Source organism: Rhodoferax sp. LB1P47 (assembly GCF_056521445.1).
Genome location: NZ_JBWMAU010000006.1, coordinates 39,487 through 57,370, shown reverse-complemented (window position 1 = coordinate 57,370; position 17,884 = coordinate 39,487). Strand labels below are relative to the sequence as shown.

General features: G+C 65.8%; 16 protein-coding genes. 12 read left to right on the top strand and 4 right to left on the bottom strand.

All coding sequences use genetic code 11. The features are described from left to right. Position 1: 1 nt before the first annotated feature. Positions 2–880: a carboxylating nicotinate-nucleotide diphosphorylase gene (gene nadC / locus AC0969_RS09175; protein WP_479623835.1), complete on the bottom strand. Its 879-nt coding sequence runs from the start codon at positions 878–880 to the stop codon at positions 2–4. 91 nt (positions 881–971) lie between these two features. Here nadC and AC0969_RS09170 point away from each other — a divergent pair, with 91 nt between their 5' ends. The 9 genes from AC0969_RS09170 (at position 972) to AC0969_RS09130 (ending at position 11,397) form a co-directional block, all read left to right on the top strand. Continuing rightward, positions 972–2,372 (top strand): coniferyl aldehyde dehydrogenase, encoded by a 1,401-nt coding sequence (locus tag AC0969_RS09170; RefSeq protein WP_479623834.1) that lies wholly within the window; start codon positions 972–974, stop codon positions 2,370–2,372. A gap of 103 nt (positions 2,373–2,475) precedes the next feature. Next, complete coding sequence (locus tag AC0969_RS09165) at positions 2,476–3,654, top strand: benzoate/H(+) symporter BenE family transporter (RefSeq protein WP_479623833.1); 1,179 nt, start codon at positions 2,476–2,478, stop codon at positions 3,652–3,654. A gap of 8 nt (positions 3,655–3,662) precedes the next feature. After that, a complete protein-coding gene (gene gshB / locus AC0969_RS09160; RefSeq protein WP_479623832.1) occupies positions 3,663–4,622 on the top strand; it encodes a glutathione synthase in 960 nt (319 codons plus the stop codon). Positions 4,623–4,762: 140 nt separating this feature from the next. After that, positions 4,763–5,257: a sigma-70 family RNA polymerase sigma factor gene (locus tag AC0969_RS09155; RefSeq protein WP_479623831.1), complete on the top strand. Its 495-nt coding sequence runs from the start codon at positions 4,763–4,765 to the stop codon at positions 5,255–5,257. A gap of 87 nt (positions 5,258–5,344) precedes the next feature. Beyond that, entirely contained in the window at positions 5,345–6,466 is a 1,122-nt protein-coding gene (locus AC0969_RS09150) for a FecR family protein (protein ID WP_479623830.1), read from the top strand. A 134-nt stretch (positions 6,467–6,600) separates the two neighbouring features. Continuing rightward, positions 6,601–8,988, top strand: a complete 2,388-nt coding sequence (locus tag AC0969_RS09145) for a TonB-dependent siderophore receptor (RefSeq protein ID WP_479623829.1) — start codon at positions 6,601–6,603, stop codon at positions 8,986–8,988. A 111-nt stretch (positions 8,989–9,099) separates the two neighbouring features. Further along, positions 9,100–9,378, top strand: coding sequence for an iron uptake protein (locus tag AC0969_RS09140; protein WP_479623828.1), 279 nt, complete (start codon positions 9,100–9,102; stop codon positions 9,376–9,378). A gap of 11 nt (positions 9,379–9,389) precedes the next feature. Further along, positions 9,390–11,093 (top strand): PepSY-associated TM helix domain-containing protein, encoded by a 1,704-nt coding sequence (locus AC0969_RS09135; RefSeq protein ID WP_479623827.1) that lies wholly within the window; start codon positions 9,390–9,392, stop codon positions 11,091–11,093. After that, positions 11,086–11,397: a DUF3325 domain-containing protein gene (locus tag AC0969_RS09130; RefSeq protein WP_479623826.1), complete on the top strand. Its 312-nt coding sequence runs from the start codon at positions 11,086–11,088 to the stop codon at positions 11,395–11,397. The genes AC0969_RS09135 and AC0969_RS09130 overlap by 8 nt, the downstream gene beginning before the upstream one ends. Positions 11,398–11,585: 188 nt before the next feature. Here the strand turns inward: AC0969_RS09130 and AC0969_RS09125 are convergent, their stop codons facing one another. The 3 genes from AC0969_RS09125 to AC0969_RS09115 are packed head-to-tail and all read right to left on the bottom strand — an operon-like array spanning position 11,586 to position 14,149. Next, entirely contained in the window at positions 11,586–12,356 is a 771-nt protein-coding gene (locus AC0969_RS09125; RefSeq protein ID WP_479623825.1) for a class II glutamine amidotransferase, read from the bottom strand. A gap of 36 nt (positions 12,357–12,392) precedes the next feature. Then, the gene (locus AC0969_RS09120) at positions 12,393–13,910 is read right to left on the bottom strand and encodes a cyclic nucleotide-binding domain-containing protein (protein WP_479623824.1); all 1,518 of its coding nucleotides are present in this window, start codon (positions 13,908–13,910) and stop codon (positions 12,393–12,395) included. 17 nt (positions 13,911–13,927) lie between these two features. Beyond that, complete coding sequence (locus tag AC0969_RS09115; protein ID WP_479623823.1) at positions 13,928–14,149, bottom strand: cysteine-rich CWC family protein; 222 nt, start codon at positions 14,147–14,149, stop codon at positions 13,928–13,930. 260 nt (positions 14,150–14,409) lie between these two features. On the opposite strand from AC0969_RS09115, the gene AC0969_RS09110 reads away from it, so the two are divergent. From AC0969_RS09110 to AC0969_RS09100, 3 genes are all read left to right on the top strand, one after another. Beyond that, positions 14,410–15,129: a hypothetical protein gene (locus AC0969_RS09110; RefSeq protein ID WP_479623822.1), complete on the top strand. Its 720-nt coding sequence runs from the start codon at positions 14,410–14,412 to the stop codon at positions 15,127–15,129. Positions 15,130–15,261: 132 nt separating this feature from the next. After that, a complete protein-coding gene (locus AC0969_RS09105) occupies positions 15,262–16,278 on the top strand; it encodes an iron ABC transporter substrate-binding protein (protein WP_479623821.1) in 1,017 nt (338 codons plus the stop codon). 7 nt (positions 16,279–16,285) lie between these two features. Continuing rightward, positions 16,286–17,881 (top strand): ABC transporter permease, encoded by a 1,596-nt coding sequence (locus AC0969_RS09100; RefSeq protein WP_479623820.1) that lies wholly within the window; start codon positions 16,286–16,288, stop codon positions 17,879–17,881. The last annotated feature ends 3 nt before the right edge of the window (positions 17,882–17,884 follow it).

Sequence of the window (17,884 nt, the reverse complement as noted above, 5' to 3'; positions counted from 1 at the left end):
TTTACAAATCCTGGAAACGCATGGAGTAATCGGTGGCTTTCACGTCCTTGGTCAGGCCGCCGATGGAGATGCGGTCCACGCCGGTGTCCGCCAGCGCACGCAGGCCTTGCAGCGTCACGCCGCCCGAGATTTCGAGAATGGCTTTCTTGTCACCCCGGGCGGTGTTGCGGCGCACGGCTTCATGCAGCGTGGGCAGGTCCATGTTGTCCAGCAGCACCATGCGGGCACCGGCATCCAGCGCCTCGTCCAGCTGGGCCAGGGTTTCGACTTCGATCTCGATAAAACTGGCTTGTTGGGCCAGGGCTTGGGCGCGTTGCAGCACTGCGGTCACGCCCCCGGCGGCGGCGATGTGGTTCTCTTTGATCAGCACCGCGTCATACAGGCCGATGCGGTGATTCGTGCCACCGCCCACGCGCACAGCATATTTCTGCGCCAAGCGCAGGCCGGGCAGGGTTTTGCGGGTGTCGACGATGTGGGTGCCGGTGCCTGCCACCGCCTGCACGTGCAGTGCCGTGCGGCTGGCCACGGCGCTGAGTAGTTGCAAAAAATTGAGGGCGGTGCGCTCGGCCGTCAGCAGGGCTTGGGCCGGGCCTTCTAGCTCCAGCACCACCTGGTCGGCGGCGCAGGTTGCGCCTTCAGCCACCAGCCACTGCCAGGTGGCGGTCGGCGCTATTTGGCGCAGTGTCGCTTCCACCCAGGGCGTGCCGCACAGCACGGCCGCTTCGCGGGCCAGAATGCGGGCCCGCGTGTGGCGGGCGGGGTCGATCAGCGCGGCGGTCAGGTCGCCGGGGCCGACATCCTCGGCCAGGGCACGGGCCACATCGGCGGCGGCCAGCGCGGTGATGCTGGCGGGGGAAAAGTCAAAAAACGGGGTCGTCATTTCTGGTCTCTCAGGCGGGGGCATGAAGTGTGTCACATCTGTGGCAACGTATTTTCCCAGCAGCCGGGGTGTGCTGGCACTATGCAGGGCTATGCAAGCCTCCGAATCCGACCTCCCCCGCCTGCTGGCCCTGCAACGCCAAGCCCACGCCGCCGACCCCGCGCCCAGCGAGGCCATCCGCCGGGACCGCCTGCGCCGCCTGGGCGCGTTGCTCGACCAGCACGCGCAAGCCTTCATCGCCCAGATCGCCCAAGACTTCGGCACCCGCGCAGCCACCGAGATCACCCTGACCGAAATCGTGCCCTTGCGCCACGCCCTGCGCCACGCGCGCCAGCACCTGCGGGCGTGGATGCGGCCCCGGCGTGCCGCTACCGGGTGGTTGTTTTGGCCTGGCCGCAGCTTGCTGCTGCGCCAGCCGCTGGGCGTGGTGGGCATCGTCAGCCCCTGGAACTACCCGCTGCTTCTGGCCTTGTCGCCGCTGGTGGATGTGTTGGCGGCGGGCAACCGGGCGCTGCTGAAGCCGTCGGAACTCACCCCGCGCTTTTCGCAGGGGCTGCGGCTGGCGGTGGCCGAATTCTTCCAGCCCGACGAAGTGGCGGTGCTCACCGGCGATGCCGCCCTGGGCCAGGCGTTTTGCGCCCAGCCGTTCGACCACCTGGTGTTCACCGGCTCCACCGCCGTGGGCCGCCTGGTGGCGCAGGCAGCTGCCAAGAACCTGACCCCGGTGACGCTGGAGCTGGGCGGCAAATCGCCCGTGGTGGTGGACACCTCGTGCGATCTGGGTAAAACGCTGGACCGCCTCGCCTGGGGCAAGCTGATCAACGCGGGCCAGACCTGCATTGCCCCCGATTACGCCCTGGTGCCGCGCCCCCTGGTCGATGCTTTCGCGCAAGCCCTGCGTGCCAGCATGCTGCGGCTGTACCCCCGCTTCCAGGGCAACCCCGACTACACCAGCATCGCCAGCGACCGGCACTGGCAGCGTCTACAGGCCCTGGTGGCAGATGCGCGGGCGCAGGGCGCGACGGTTGTGGAACTGGAGCCCTCAGCGGGGGGCCGCCAGATGCCCCCCGTGCTGCTGCTGAACACACACAGCGGCATGCGCGTGATGCAAGAAGAAATCTTCGGCCCGGTGCTGCCCATCGTGCCCTACGACACGCTGGAAGAAGCCATTGCCTACATCAACGCCCGCGACAAGCCGCTGGCCCTGTACTGGTTTGGCCGCCACACCGCCCACCGCGACCAGGTGCTGGCCCACACCCAGTCCGGTGGGGTCAGCATCAACGACACCCTGGTGCATCTGGCGCAAGACGGCCTGCCGTTTGGCGGCGTGGGGCCGTCGGGCCAAGGGCATTACCACGGCGAATGGGGCTTTCGCCGGTTCAGCCATGAGAAGCCGGTGTTCGTGCAGTCGCGCTGGTCGGGCGGCGGGTTGGTGTATCCGCCGTACACGCCGCGCATCCAGCGGCTGCTGGGGTGGCTGGAGCGGCGGTGATGAGTGCTATTTAAATGATAGCTTTTTGTGCGGGTTATATATGCGCTAGAGGCCGATTTGGCTAATTTTTTAGTCCCCCATCTGCTGCATGGACAATGCCTGCATGCGTTTCTTCAAAGACATCAATCTCTCCGCCGTCACCGCCGGTTTCGTGGCCGTTTTAGTCGGCTTCACCAGCTCGGTGGCCATCGTTTTCCAGGCCGCGCAGGCCTTGCACGCCACGCCGGAGCAGCTCACCTCGTGGATGTGGGCGCTGGGCCTGGGCATGGGGCTGTGCACGCTGCTGCCTTCGCTGTGGTTGCGCCAGCCGGTGATGGTGGCCTGGTCCACGCCCGGCGCGGCGGTGGTGGCCACAGCGGCGCTGGCGGGCGGGTTCGGCATGGCCGAGGCGGTGGGCGCGTTCATGGTCAGCGCGGCCTTGATCGTGCTGTGTGGCGTGACCGGGCTGTTTGAAAAAGTGATGGACCGCATCCCGGTAGCGGTGGCCGCTGCGCTGCTGGCCGGGGTGCTGGCACGCTTTGGGCTGAATGGCTTTGCGGCGGCGCAAACCGCGCTGCCCCTGGTGCTGCTGATGCTGGGCAGCTACCTGCTAGCCCGGCGTTGGCTACCGCGCTTTGCGGTGGTGCTGACCTTACTGGTTGCTATTGTTTACGTAGCTTCCCGTGGAGAGCTGGTAAGCGCTGGCATCGTATTTTCTTTGGCTAAACCGGTGCTGGTGGTGCCCACGTTCAGCTGGGCCGCCACGGTCAGCATGGCGCTGCCGCTGTTTGTGGTGACCATGGCCTCGCAAAACCTGCCCGGCGTGGCCGCCATCCGCGCGGCGGGCTATGCCATGCCGATCTCCAAGCTCATCACCATCACCGGGCTGGCCACGCTGGTGCTGGCCCCGTTCGGCGCGTTTGCGCTGTGCCTGAGCTCGATCACCGCCGCCATTTGCCTGGGCCCCGAGGCGCATGCGGACAAGGCCAAGCGCTACACGGCGGCAGCGGCCTGCGGCATCTTTTATGTGCTGATCGGCCTGTTTGGCGCGGCCATCACCGGCGTGCTGACCGCCTTTCCGAGCGAGCTGATCGCGGCGATTGCCGGGCTGGCGCTGCTAGGCACGATTGGCGGCGCGCTGTCTACTGCCCTGCACGACCCACAGCACCGCGAGGCCGCTACCATCACTTTCCTGGTCACGCTCAGCGGCGTGGTGATAGCCGGAGTGGGTTCGGCGTTTTGGGGTGTGGTGGCGGGTGCCATCGCCCTGTGTGTGCAACAGTACCGCCGTCCTTCTGTTTGAAAGCCCCCATGAACATCCTCTTCGTCGCCGATCCGCTTGAGTCTTTCAAAATCCACAAAGACACCACCTTTGTGATGATGCGCGAGGCCCAGCGGCGCGGCCACACCATTTCGGCCTGCGAGCCGCAGGACTTGCAGTGGCAAACCGGCGGGCTGGTCACGGCGCAGGTGCGGGACATCGTTCTGACCGGTGACAAGGCCGCCTGGTTCAGCGTGGCCCAGCCGTTGTTTGCCGGTAGCCCGCGTGCCGTGCGCGACTTTGGCGCGGTCATCATGCGCAAAGACCCGCCGTTTGACTCCGAATTCTTCTACGCCACCCACCTGCTGGAGCAGGCCGAGCGCGAGGGTGCGCGGGTGTTCAACAAGCCGCGTGCCCTGCGCGACCACCCGGAAAAGCTGGCCATCATGGAGTTCCCGCAGTTCAGCGGCCCCACGCTGGTGACGCGCAGCGCGGCGGCCATCAAGGCCTTCCACGCCGAGCACCGCGACATCATCTTGAAGCCGCTGGACGGCATGGGCGGCATGGGCATCTTCCGGGTGAAAGACGACGGCTTGAACCTGGGCGGCATCATCGAGACGCTCAATAAGGACGGCGCCCAGAGCGTGATGGTGCAAAAGTTTCTGCCCGAGATCGCCCTGGGCGACAAGCGCGTGCTGGTGATCGGCGGCAAGCCGGTGCCGTTTTGCCTGGCCCGCATTCCGCAGGGCGGCGAGGTGCGCGGCAACCTGGCGGTGGGCGGCAAGGGCGTGGCGCAGCCGCTGTCGGCCCGTGACCGCGAGATCGGCGAAACCCTGGGGCCCATCCTGGCCGCGCGCGGCCTGCTGCTGGTGGGTGTGGACGTGATCGGCGACTGTGTGACCGAGATCAACGTGACCAGCCCCACCTGCTTCCAGGAAATCTTCGACCAGACCGGCTGCGACGTGGCGGCGCTGTTTATCGACGCGCTGGAAGCGGCGCTGGAGATTTAAGCCAAATCGGTCTCTAGCGCATATTTTACCTGCGCTGGTAGCTATTTAATTTATAGCATTTGGTTTCACGCTGGACAGTTGTCCGACATGTATGTCGCCTATCTGGGATAATAAGAATAATTCTTATTACTATCCATGCCGTGCTTGAGCGTTACCACCGCGAACTGCTGAACTTCCTGACCCGCCAGGTCCGCGACCGCGACGCTGCGGCCGACCTGGCGCAGGAGAGCTATGTGCGGGTGTTGTCCGCCCAGTCGGCGGGCCAGTTGGTGCGCGACATGCGGGCCTTGCTGTACCGCACCGCGCGCAACCTGGTGATTGACCAGCACCGCCGCACGGCGGTACGTCGGCACGATGACCTGGACAGCCTGCCGAATGACCAGCACCCCGTGGCCCCGCACTACCTGCAACCCGAAGAAGCCTTGGCATCGCAGCAGGTGGTGCGGGCCTACATGGCCGCCATCGAAGCGCTGCCGCCGCGCTGCCGGGAGGCTTTTGTGCTGAACGTCTTCGACGAACGCAGCCACGCCCAGATCGCCCAGCACATGGGCATCTCGGTCAGCATGGTGGAAAAGCACGTGGTGCGGGGCATGCTGGCCTGCAAGCTGTGCGAGCGCAGGCTGCGGGCCGGGTAATCCCTACTGGATTCCGCCAGGGCAGGGGTGAGGAATTGCCCACCCTGGCACGTCTACACACATAAGAGCACTCTTTTGCCGCCCCGCATGCCCATGAATTCGCCCCCGCCACACCGGCTGTACACGCCCGCCGCCCACGAGGACGAGGCAGAGTTCGAGGACTTTGCCCTGGCACATAACCCGCTGGACATAGAAGCCGCCACCTGGTCCGTCCGCCGTCGCAACGGACTGGATGCCGCCGGGGCCGCTGGGCTGCAGGCCTGGCTGGACCTGGACCCGCGCCACGCTGCGGCGTTGGACGACATGGATGCCACGGTAGGCGAGGTGCAGCAACTGCCCGACGGCGCAGTGGACGCATTGAAGGCCGGTCTGGCGCAAGCCTCTCAACCAGCACCCGTTGCGGCCTGGCCCGCCAACCCAGGCCGCCGCCAGTGGCTGCGGGATTGGGGGCCGTTATTTCCGCAGGCCGCTGCCGCCGCCACCGCCTTTTCGGTCGTCGGCGGGGGCTGGATGGGGTGGGACTACTGGCAGCAGCAGCCCACTTTTGAACAAGCCTTTGCCACAGTGCGGGGCCAGCGGCGCATGGTCCATTTGCCCGATGCCCCAGGCATCGGCAGCCGCTTGCAGCTGGACACGGCCACCCGGTTAGAGGCCCGCCTGTACCGCGACCGCCGCGAGGTGCGGCTGCAAGACGGGCAGGCCATGTTCACGGTGCAGCCCGATAGCGACCGGCCCTTCCATGTCTGGGTGGGCGCGCTGCGCATTACCGTGGTGGGCACCCGGTTCTCGGTGCGGCACACGGCATCCGGCCTGGATGCGGGCCAGACCGTTATCTCGGTAGAAGAGGGCCATGTTCGGGTGGCCCGCAGTGATGCCATCGTGGGCGCGGTAGACCTTACCGCCGGTGACATGGTGGTGGCCAACGGCGTGGGCCACCTCAGCCCGGTGGCCCACGTGCCCGCTGCGGCCATCGCCCCGTGGCGCAGTGGCCGCATCAGCTTTGACCAAACCCCACTGGCCCAGGCGATTGCAGAGTTCGAGCGCTACGGCCCCACCGGCCTGGTGGTACGCGACCCTACCGTGGCCGCTCTGCCCGTGGGCGGCAGCTACAGCGTGCAGCAGTGGCAGCGCTTTGCCGCCACGTTGCCCCAGGTGCTGCCCGTGCGCCTGGAGCCACGCGGCGACACCACGCTGATCGTGGCGCGGTAGCGGTAAAAAAAGTTTGAAGAATTCTCATTTAGATAGTGAGGATTTGTAAAAGTGGTGCGTCTCCATCGGTGGGAGTGGGCTGCGCGCTGGTGTGCAGCCCCGGCAATCCATCACCTACCGAGGAGTTTTTACCCATGCGATCCACACCGCTGCACAAGCGCCCGCCCCTGAGTCCCCTGGCCCTGGCGGTTGCCATGACCATCGCATTAGCGGCCGGCCATGCCCCCCTGGCGCAGGCCCAAAACAGCGCCTCCGCCACGGCCGCGCCCGTGGCCGTCAACATCCCGGCCCAGCCGCTGGGCGCGGCACTGAACGCGCTGGCGCAGCAGGCGGGTCTGCAAATGGGCTTTCCTGCCGCGTTGGTGGCGGGCAAGTCGGCACCCGCCGTGAACGGGCAAATGACGGCGCGCCAGGCGCTGGACCGCCTGCTGGTGGGCAGCGATCTGGAGGCCAGTGTGGACGGCAGCGCCGTATTGGTGAAAAAAGCCGCGCCCGCGCCCGAAGCCTCGGCCAGCGAGAAAACCTTGTCGGCCGTGGTGGTGAGCAGCCTGCGCGCCAACCGCGTGTCCAGCGGGGCCACCGGCCTGGCGATGGACATCAAGGAAACCCCGCAAAGCATCAGCACGCTGGACACCCAGGCGCTGCGCGATTTCGGCGTGGTCGATGGCAACCGCGCCCTGGAGCTGGTGACCGGCCTGAACGTCGACCAGTACGAAACCAACCGCGCCACCTACAACGCGCGCGGTTTCGAGATCCAGTCCACCCAGATCGACGGCCTGGGCATGACCAACAGCTGGGGCACGGTGACGGGCCAGCAAGACACCTTTTTGTTCGACAAGATCGAGGTGATTCGCGGCGCCAACGGCTTGCTCACCGGGGTGGGCAACGCATCCGGCACCATCAACTACGTGCGCAAGCGCCCCACCAACAAGGACGAGGGCGAGATCAACCTGAAGGTCGGCGCCCACGGCATGAAGCGTGTGGCGCTGGACTACAACAAGCTGCTGACCGAAGACGGCACGCTGGCCGGGCGGGTAGTGCTGGTCCACCAGGACAAAGACTCCCACACCCGGAGCCTGAACGACCAAAACACCAGCCTCTACGGCGTGATCGACAGCCAGATCGGCAGCAACGGCGTGCTGACCCTGGGCATCACGCACCTGGACAACAAGCAGAAGTCCCCCATGTGGGGTTCGCTGGTCCTCAATTACCTGAGCGGCGGCCAGGCCGAGTTCGATACCTCTTCTTCCACCTCGCAAGACTGGACCTACTGGAACACCAAATCCACCACGGTATTTGCGGAATACAGCCACTACATCAACGACGACTGGACGGCCAAGCTCACCCTGAATAACCGCCACGCAGTAGAGCAAACTCGATTGCTGTATGGCTACGCGCTTGCTGGTGGCCTGAATGACGACAACACCGGCCTGTACGGCTGGCCTTACCGCAGCCACCTCACCACCGACAACCACATGGTGGATGCCAACCTCAGCGGAAAATTTGACCTGCTGGGGCGCAAGCATGAGCTGATCGCGGGCTTCAGCCACTCGGTGGAAAAGACCGCCACCGATACCTACAGCTTCGATGATGCATTCCTGCTCCAGCCGCTGCCCGCCTTTCCGTATGGGGGTAATGTTTATACAGAGCCGGTCTGGGGTGAGCGCACCCCCACCTCCAGCGGCAGCCAGACCCTGACCCGGTTCTATGCCGCAACCCGCCTGTCGCTCACCGACAAGCTGCGTGCCATCTTCGGCCTGAACGCCGTCAAGCTGGCGCGTGAAGGCAGCTCGATCTACGGCTCGGTAAGCACCCCCACCGACTACCCGGACACCAGCAAGGTCAGCCCCTACGGCGGGCTCACCTACGACTTCACGCCCAACGTGCTGGGCTATGTGTCCTACTCGACAATCTTCCAGAACCAGGACCAAAAAGACTTCTTTGATAAGTACCTGGACCCCATGAAGGGCGTGAACCATGAGGTGGGCGTCAAGGCCGACTGGCTGGACAAGCGCCTGTTGACCACCTTTGCGGTGTTCGGTGCCATGCAAAAGGGCCTGGCCACCTATGCGGGCATGAACGGAGGTCTGTATGTCTATGAGCCCAAAGACGTGAAGTCCCGAGGCTTCGAGTTCGAAGCCACCGGCAAGGTGAGTGACGACACCCGCATGGTGCTGGGCCTGACCAAGCTCAAGCTGACCGGCCCGGACGGCCTGGACATTTACGAATGGGTGCCCCGCACCACCGTCAAGCTGCGCCTGGACACCCGCGTACCGGCACTGCCCGATCTGCGCCTGGGCGTGACCACGCGCTGGCAGTCCGATGTGTACAAAGTTAGCGGAGCCCGCCAGGACTCGTACATGGTGTCGGATGCATTCGCCAGCTACCAGATCAACAAAGATCTGTCCGCGCGGCTCAATGTCAACAACCTGTTCAACAAGAAGTATGTGAACGGCATCAACTACGGCGCGATCTACGGCGAGCCCCGCAGCGCCTTCATCTCGCTGGAACACAAGCTGTAAATCCCGTTGATGTTGTCTCCGGGCCCGCCACGGGCCCGGAATTCCCCCCCCCCCATAAAAAGATGAAATGACATGGCAAGCTCTCTTTCTACCGGCCCCAGAGCCGGTCTCATGCTCCGCACACTGCTGAGAATCACCGCCGCCATTCTGGGCGGCTGGCTGTTCACCTGGGGCTTTGTGGCTGCTGGCACCGCCGCTCTGGTAGGCCTGGGCGTGGCGTTCCACGATGCCGAACAGTCCCTGCTGATGCTGGGCCTGTTGCTGTTTCTGGGTGTTTTTATGTGGGCCTTTGCGGCGCGCAGCGTGGGGCGCGTGTGCGCTGTCTTGGTGGGCGGCGCGGTTGTCTTCAACACCGCTGCTTGGCTGCTGCAACGCGCCATCCTGTCCTGAAAGGCCCGTCCATGTTTCCTAACTTTCGCCAATCTATGGCCTGGCTGCACACCTGGTTCGGCCTGGTGCTGGGCTATGTGCTGATGGTGTGTTTCTTTTTCGGTTCGGTGTCGGTGTTCGACCGCGAGATTGACCGCTGGGCGCTGCCCACCACCCGGTTTGCGCCGCAGCCCATGCCCTCGTTTGACACCGTGTTGGCCCCCGCCTTTGCCCGCATCGCGCCCGACCCGGCCGACTATGCCGCCAACATGCCCGTGCTGCACGACCCGGCCAAGGGCCCGCAGACCCCGCGCCTGGCGCTGGCTGCCGACGAATACTGGGCCTACACCACCCACCGCGACCCGGTGCTGGCCACTGGTGTCGGCTTTCGCGTGCCGCTGCCCCAGGACCCGACGGCCGAAAACCACATCGAAGGCAGCGCCACCATCGACCCGCGTACGGGAGCCGCTGTGCCTTCAGACCAGCTCAAAATTGGCAGCCAATGGTTCTACCCCATGCACTACAGCCTGAACTGGGACTGGAAGAATTTAGGCATCTTTAGCGTCGGCCTGGCGGGGCTGGTGATGCTGTCGGCGCTGGTCACGGGGGTGGTCATGCACCGCAAGTTTTTCCGCGAATTTTTTACCTTCCGGCCCAAGAAGTCCACCCAGCGCAGCCTGCTGGATATGCACAACCTCACCGGTGTGGTGGCCTTGCCGTTCCACTTTTTCTTTGCGTTTACCGGGCTGCTGATCTTTGCGGGCTCGTACTACTTTCCGGTCTCACAGTTTCAGCTCAAGGGCTTGCACGACCAGCACGAGGTGGTGGACGCCCGAGAAACCGGCCTGCCGCAGGGGCGTGCGGGCGTTCCGGCACCGCTGGCCTCGGTGGATGCGATGGTGGCCGAGGCCCAACGCCGCTGGGCTGCGCGCGACATGGCGGGCCAGGTGGGCCTTCTCATGGTGCGCCACCTGGGGGATGCCAACAGCTATGTGAGCATTTACCGCGCGGGCAGCGACCGTGTGGCCCTGGTAGGCGAGGGCATCCACTTCCAGGCCAGCACCGGCACCGTGCTGCACGAAGACCCGGCGCGCACGCCCGTGTCGGCGGTGAATGAATTCCTCACCGGCCTGCACCTCCAGCATTTTGAGCATTGGTTGCTGCGCTGGCTGTACGTGCTGGGCGGCCTGCTGGGCTGCGTGTGCATTGCCACCGGCTTCATCTTTTATGTGGAAAAGCGCAAACACAAGCATGCCCAAGCCGCCAGCCAGGGCAGCCGCGTGGTGGATGGGCTGGCGGTTTCCGCCGTCACCGGCATGGTGCTGGCGGCCATCGGCATGCTGGTGGTCAACCGGCTGTTGCCCGCCGATCTGGTTGGCAAGGGCGACTGGGAAAAGCAGGCCTTCTGGGGCTGCTGGCTGTTGGCGATGGGACACGCCTTTTGGCGCAGTGCCCCGGTGGCGCAGGCCCGCATGAACCCCGCCTGGCGCGAGCAGTGCTGGGCGATTGCCGTGCTGGCGGTGGCTGCGGTGCTGCTGAACGGCATCACCACCGGGGACCACCTGGTGCGCACGCTGTTCATCCAACCCTACTGGCCGGTGGCGGGGGTAGACCTGAGCCTGCTGGTCAGTGCGGGCCTGGCGGTGGTGGCTGCGCGCAAGCTGGCGCGGCGCGAACAGCGCGGCCCCCAAGGCCGGGTGGCCGGGGCGACAGGAGCGGAGGTAGCCCATGTCTGAGGCTCTGTGGCTGCTGGTGGCTGCGGCCACCAACCTGGCGGGCATGGTCTGGTTGGCGCTGGCGATGGAGGTGCACTGGGACCAGGTGATGCCCCGCCCCGCCCACGCGGTGCCCGCCACCCGACGGCAGTTGCGCAGGCTGGGGGCCGCCGCGCTGCCGCTGTCGCTGCTGGCCTGTCTGATGGCCGACCGGCCCTCGATGGCGGTGTTGGTGTGGGTGATGCTGCTGGCCGGCAGCGCGGTGCTGGTCGCCTGGGTGCTGGCGCACCGGCCTCGGCTGTTAGCCCTGGTGTGGCCAAGATAACGACTCACCCCCAGGCTACAGCGCAAGCGCTTTTCGCCAACCCCCTTGCAGGGGGCAACACCAGCAGCCTGGCGGAGCCAGTTCTGCGGTGTTTCTGGAAGGTTTATTCACCCCGCTGCGTTGGACCTGGATCGTTGCGGGGTTTAAGTTAAATCGGCCTGTAGCGCATATGCTACCTGCGCTAGTAGCTATTTAATTAATAGCAAGCTGCCGTCTACAAACACTTTCAGCTCCCCTGGCGCAAACGCGGTCCAGGCCTCGTTGGTGGTCAGTGGCGCGGTGGCCACCATCGCCGCGCGGTCTTGGGCGCTGGTGTGTTCGGCAAAGTTGATGCTGAGGTCGTCGTCTTTCAAGGTGGCGTGGGCAAACGGGTGCTGGCGCTCGATGTAGTACAGGCTGGTGCTGGCGTGCGCCCACAGCGCTTCGCCGTTGCTGAGCAAAAAGTTGAAGGTGCCGTGGCGGGCGATGCGTTGGCTTAGCTCGCGCAGGGTCAGCGTTAATTCGGCCACGCTGGGCACCCCGGCGTGGGATTTGGCCAGCTCTTGCATCACCCAGCAAAAGGCGCGTTCGCTGTCGGTGTTGCCCACCGGCTGGAAGTTGGCGTGCAGGCGGGGGTGGAAGTCTTTCAAATCGCCGTTGTGGGCAAACACCCAGTAGCGGCCCCACAGCTCGCGCACAAACGGGTGGCAGTTCTCTAGCGCCACCACGCCCTGGGTGGCTTTGCGGATGTGGGCGATGACGTTGCGGCTTTGGATCGGGTAGTTGCGGATCAGCGCCGCCACCGGCGACGTGCAGGCGGGCTGGTGGTCGACAAAATGGCGCAGGCCCCGGCCTTCAAAAAACGCAATCCCCCAGCCGTCGCTGTGGTGGTCGGTGCGGCCGCCGCGCTCGGCAAAGCCGCTAAAGCTGAACACCACGTCGGTCGGGGTGTTGCAGTTCATTCCTAAAAGTTGGCACATGGGGCAGGGCGATGGTGTGGTGGTGGAGAAGGATGTTCAGTCGCCCGTTTTCATGCCGAAGAAGGCTTGCATCCGTGCCAGCAAATCTTTGCTGCGCACCGGGGCGCTGGGGGCGGCCGACGGCTGCATGCGGGCGGTGAATTCGGCGCGGCGCTGGGCCAGCAGGGTGGCGATGTCTTCGGCCAGTTCGGGGCGGGCGGCCAGCACCAGGCCAAAGCCCTCCTTGTCGAGCCGGTAGCACTCCACGTCGGTTACGGCCTGCACGGTGGCACTGCGCGGCTCGCCGGTGAGCAGGCCCATTTCGCCAAAAAATTCGCCGTCGTGCAGTTGGGCCACGGTGGTGCGGCCCGCGCTGTTGTCCACCACCACCTCGGCCTCGCCGTGCAGGATGAGGTACAGCCAGTGCGCCACCGCACCCTGCCGGGTGATGGCGCTGCCCGCTACAAACGGCGCGTACACCAGGTGCGCGGCCAGGGTCTGCTGCTCGGCATCGGGCAGGTTGGCAAACAGCGCAATGCTGCGGATGGCGCGGATGCGGCGGGCCTGCTCGCGCTGGGCGTGCAGGTTGCGGGTGTGTTCGTCTTTGCTGGCCACCAGCCGCTCGGCCTGCGGCAGGCCCATGCGGATGCCCTCGCGGGCCAGCGCCGTGAGGGCGTGGACCCGCACGGCGGAATCGGTGGGGTCGTCAAACTGCGGGTCGGTCAGCCAGTAGCGCAGGGTGTAGTGGTTGTAGCCCGCACACACCTCCATCAGTACCGCGCTGGGCGGGGGCTGCACGGCAACGTGGGCGATGCTGGCGTCCGTCACCGACAGCGCCAGCGTGCGCAGCACCGTGCCGGGCAGGGCGCTGTGGTCGATGTTGAAGTGCAGCATGCGCCGCCACAGCAGGGGCTCGCCGGGGCGCTTGCGCAGCACCTTGAAGCGGTTTTTCATCAACCAGCTGTTAGGCACCACCACCGTCTCGCGGTTGCGGGTGACGATCTCGGTGAAGCGCCAACGCACGTCCACTACCTGGCCGCTCAGGTCGTCAATCTGCACCCATTCGCCCACCCGCAGCGAGTTGTCGAGTTGCAGCGCCACGCCGCCCATCACGTTGCCCAGCGTGTCCTGCATGGCAAACGCCACCACCGCCGTCATGATGGCCGAGGTGGCAAACAGCTGCGACGGGTCTACCCCCGCCAGCCGCAGCCACAAGAGCCCCCAGGCCAGCGACAGGGCGGTCAGCGTCAGGTCTTGCGCAATCTGCGGCAGCGGCACCCGCAGGGCGGGCAGCAGCACCCGGAACACCAGCAGCGTGCCGATCTGGATGGCCGCCCACACGGTCAGCACATGCGCGCTGTTGCGGAAGATGCTCAACAGCAGCGGGTGTTCTTGGCTGGCCGCCAGCAGCGCCACCAGTTGGGCAAACCAGGCCAGGTTCAGCAAAGCCCAGGTGGCCCGCAGCCCGCGCTGGTGTGCCGGGCGCAGCAGACGCAGTGCCCCGGCCAGCAGGGCTATCAGCAGCGCCAGTGCCAGCAGTTCGGGGCGGAGCAGGCCGGTGGTCCAGGGCGACATGGGGCGCGGTCAATGGTTTAGGCAGAGGGGGGCGCCGAGGCCGCGCAGGCGGCGCAGATGCAGACCCGGCCCACCGCCTGCGCGGGCAGGCGTGCCAGCGTGGCGGGGGCGATCTTGGCCGCCAGGCACCAGCACGGTGGCTGCGGCAGCCCGGTGCGCAGTGCCATCTCCATCGCGCACCCGTTGGGCTGGTGGCACAGGGGGCAGTTGCGGGGGGCTGGCAGGGGGGCGGCGGGCATCCGGCATGGTAATGGGGTTTTGGGCGCGTCCTTGGCTTTCCTGCATCGGCGCGGGGTTTCTGGGGTTTAAGTGGAAAAGGCATTTTGCGCAGGTTATATAAGCGGCTATAGCTATTAAATATGTAGCATTAAAAGACCTGTGTGTGCGGGTATTGCCGGACCCGGGTGGGGCTCTTGTATTGGTTTAATTCCAATAAAATCAATGGATTGGTTCCGCACAGACGCAGCGTGAGCCGGATTTTTGGCGTTGGAGACTGGCTATGGACTTGTGGGGTGCAAAGATGCAGCGGACGGTGTTGCGCGGGCTGTGCGGTGTGGTGGTGCTGGGCTGGGGCCTGTCGGCGTGGGCGGCTCCGCTGGCCAGCCTGCCATCGGCCCCCGTAACCGAGGCTTCGGATGCGGCCGATCTGGCCGATGCCAGTGTCGATTCGCCGGTGCTCCGGGCCTTGTCTGCCGCCGCGCAGCGCAATGCGGCCGGCACTGCGCCCCCTTCCGATTCCCGTGCCGAGCCCGCGTCCAAGCCCGCAGTGCCTGCTTCGGGCCGCGCCGCCGAGCTGCCCATGTCCACCCGCGAAGCCCTGCACCTGACCGCCAAAGAGCTGGCGGTTCGCACCGGGGTGGTCGATGCCAAGCAGCACCTCAGTGCCGAACTGGGCCTGGACCAGCCCACGGAAGACGCGGCCGACACCCCCAATGTGCTGCGCCGCCGTGCGATGGGGGGCGCAGGGGATGAGGATGGCAGCATCGGCCAGATGCCCCCGCGTTCGGCGGAACAACTCAAGCTGGATGGAGAGCAGGCCTCGTTCCTGGCCTCGGCGCTGGTCCAAGAGGTTATGCCCTGGGCCATCGGTGCGGCGGCACTGTTGGCGGGTATCAAGGGGCTGCGTCTGTTTTTGGCATTTAGCCGCAAGCAGACCGCGCGCAAACGCAAGACCCGGCGCGCCAGCAGCCGGTCCCATCCCCACAGCGCAAGGTTTTAAACGGGTGCGGCCGATGCAGGCATGGGCACGCGGTTAGAATTCAGATGCAATTAATTCTTATTTGCGCTGTTTGTTTTGCGGTCCGGAAGGATTTCCCCCGGCACCCGCCCACTCTCCATCCGAAGTGTTCTTATGAAACTGTCCATTCCTTTCCTGGCCCGCGCAGTGGCGTTGGCATCGGGCCTGCTGGCCGTCTCCATCGGGGCCTTGGCGCAAGATGCCGCACCGTTGGTGGTCTACAACGCCCAACACGTCAGCCTGACCCAGGCCTGGGCCAAGGGCTTCACTGCGGAAACCGGCATCCAGGTGGTGCTGCGCAATGGCGGCGACAGCGAGCTGGGCAACCAGCTGGTGCAAGAAGGCAAGGCCTCGCCCGCCGATGTGTTCCTGACCGAAAACTCCCCCGCCATGGCGCTGGTGGAATCGGCCGGCCTGTTCGCACAGTTGGACCCCGCCACGCTGGCCCAGGTGCCTGCCAACTTCCGCCCCGCCACCGGCCACTGGATGGGCGTGGCCGCGCGCAGCACGGTGTTTGTCTACAACAAGAAGAAGTTCACCCCCGAGCAGCTGCCTAAGTCGATGATGGACCTGGCCAACCCTGCCTGGAAAGGCCGCTGGGCCGCATCGCAGGCCGGTGCCGACTTCCAGGCCATCGTCAGCGCCATGCTGGAGATGAAGGGTGAACCCGCCACCGCCGCCTGGCTCAAGGGCATGAAGGACACCTTCACCGCCTACAAGGGCAACAGCACGGTGATGAAGGCCGTCAACGCAGGCCAGATCGACGGCGGCGTGATCTACCACTATTACTACTTCGGCGACCAGGCCAAGACGGCCGAAAACAGCAACAACACCGCGCTGCACTACTTCCGCAACGAAGACCCGGGCGCGTTTGTCAGCATCTCCGGTGGCGGCGTGCTGGCCACCAGCAAGCAGCCCACCCAGGCCCAGGCTTTCCTGAAGTGGATTACCGGCAAGGGTGGTCAGACCATTCTGCGCACCGGCGACTCGTATGAGTACGCCGTGGGCGTGGGCGCTGCGTCCAACCCCAAGCTGGTGCCGCTGGCCGACTTGCAGTCGCCCAAGGTCGAGCCCTCCAAACTCAATAGCAGAAAAGTCTCGGATCTGATGACCCAGGCTGGCCTGCTGTAAACACCGGGTGTCGGCTGTTCCGTCTGCTTTGCACGGCGCGCCTACTGCGGTAAGCGCGCCGCTGCTGCCTTTGCGCAACACACGGGCCTTTAGCCTGTCGTGGGTGGGTGTGGCGGCGGTGCTGGTGTCGCTGTTCGCCCTGTTGCCGCTGGGCTTTGTAGTTTGGGTGGCCTGGCAAACCGGCTGGGACACCGCCGCACCGCTGATTTTTCGCGCCCGCGTGGGCGAGTTGCTGGTCAATACCGCCCTGCTGGAACTGGTCACCGTGCCCATCTGCGGCGTACTGGCCTTGGCGCTGGCCTGGCTTACCGAACGCAGCGACCTGCCCGGGGCCCGCACCTGGGCGGCGCTGGCCGTGGCCCCGCTGGCCGTGCCCGCGTTTGTCCACAGCTATGCGTGGATGACGGTCACCCCCAGCCTGCACGGCCTGGGGGGCGCGGTGCTGGTGTCCACCATCGCCTATTTCCCGTTCATGTATTTGCCCTTGTCGGCGGCCCTGCGGCGGCTGGACCCGGGTATGGAGGATGCTGCCTCATCGCTGGGCCTGGGGCCGTGGGCGGTGTTTTTCCGGGTGGTGCTGCCGCAGTTGCGCCTAGCCCTGTGCGGCGGCGGGCTGCTGGTGGGCCTGCACCTGCTGGCCGAGTACGGCCTGTACGTGATGATCCGCTACGACACATTTACCACGGCCATCGTGGACCAGTTCCAGTCCACCTACAACGGCCCGGCGGCCAATATGCTGGCGGGTGTGCTGGTGCTCTGCTGCTTCGGCCTGCTGGGGCTGGAAGCCCGCCTGCGCGGCAACGAGCGCTATGCCCGCGTTGGCACCGGTGCCGCCCGCATGCCGGTGCGCAGCCGTCTGGGCCGCTGGACCGCGCTGGCCTGGTTGCTGCCTTGTGTCACCAGCCTGCTGGCGCTGGGCGTGCCGCTGGTCACCCTGGCACGCTGGCTGGTGGCCGGTGGCGCAGGCGTGTGGCAGCTGGACGTGATCGGCGCGGCGCTGGGCCAGACCCTGGTGTGGGCGCTGCTGGGCGGGGTGCTGACCACCCTGGTGTCGGTGCCTATGGCCTGGCTGTCCATCCGCAAACCTGGCAAGTTGCAGCGCGTGGTGGAGGCCTGCAACTACATGGTCGGCTCGCTCCCCGGCGTGGTGGTGGCGCTGGCCCTGGTCACTATCACCGTGCGGGTGGCGTTGCCGCTGTACCAAACCGCTGCCACCATTTTGCTGGCCTATATGTTGATGTTTTTGCCGCGCGCGCTGGTCAGCCTGCGTGCCGGCATCTCCCAGGCCCCGGTAGAGCTGGAATACGCCGCCCGCAGCCTGGGCCGCACGCCCACGCAGGCGCTGTGGTCGGTCACGCTGCGGCTGGCGGCCCCCGGAGCGGCGGCGGGCATGGCAATGGTGGCGCTGGGCATCACCAACGAGCTCACCGCCACCCTGCTGCTGGCCCCCACCGGCACGCAAACCCTGGCCACCGCGTTCTGGGCCTTCAGCAGCGAGATCGACTACGCCGCCGCCGCCCCCTACGCGCTGATGATGGTGCTGCTGTCCATGCCCATGACCTGGCTTCTCTACGTGCAATCTAAACGAACTGCTGGACGGTAATTG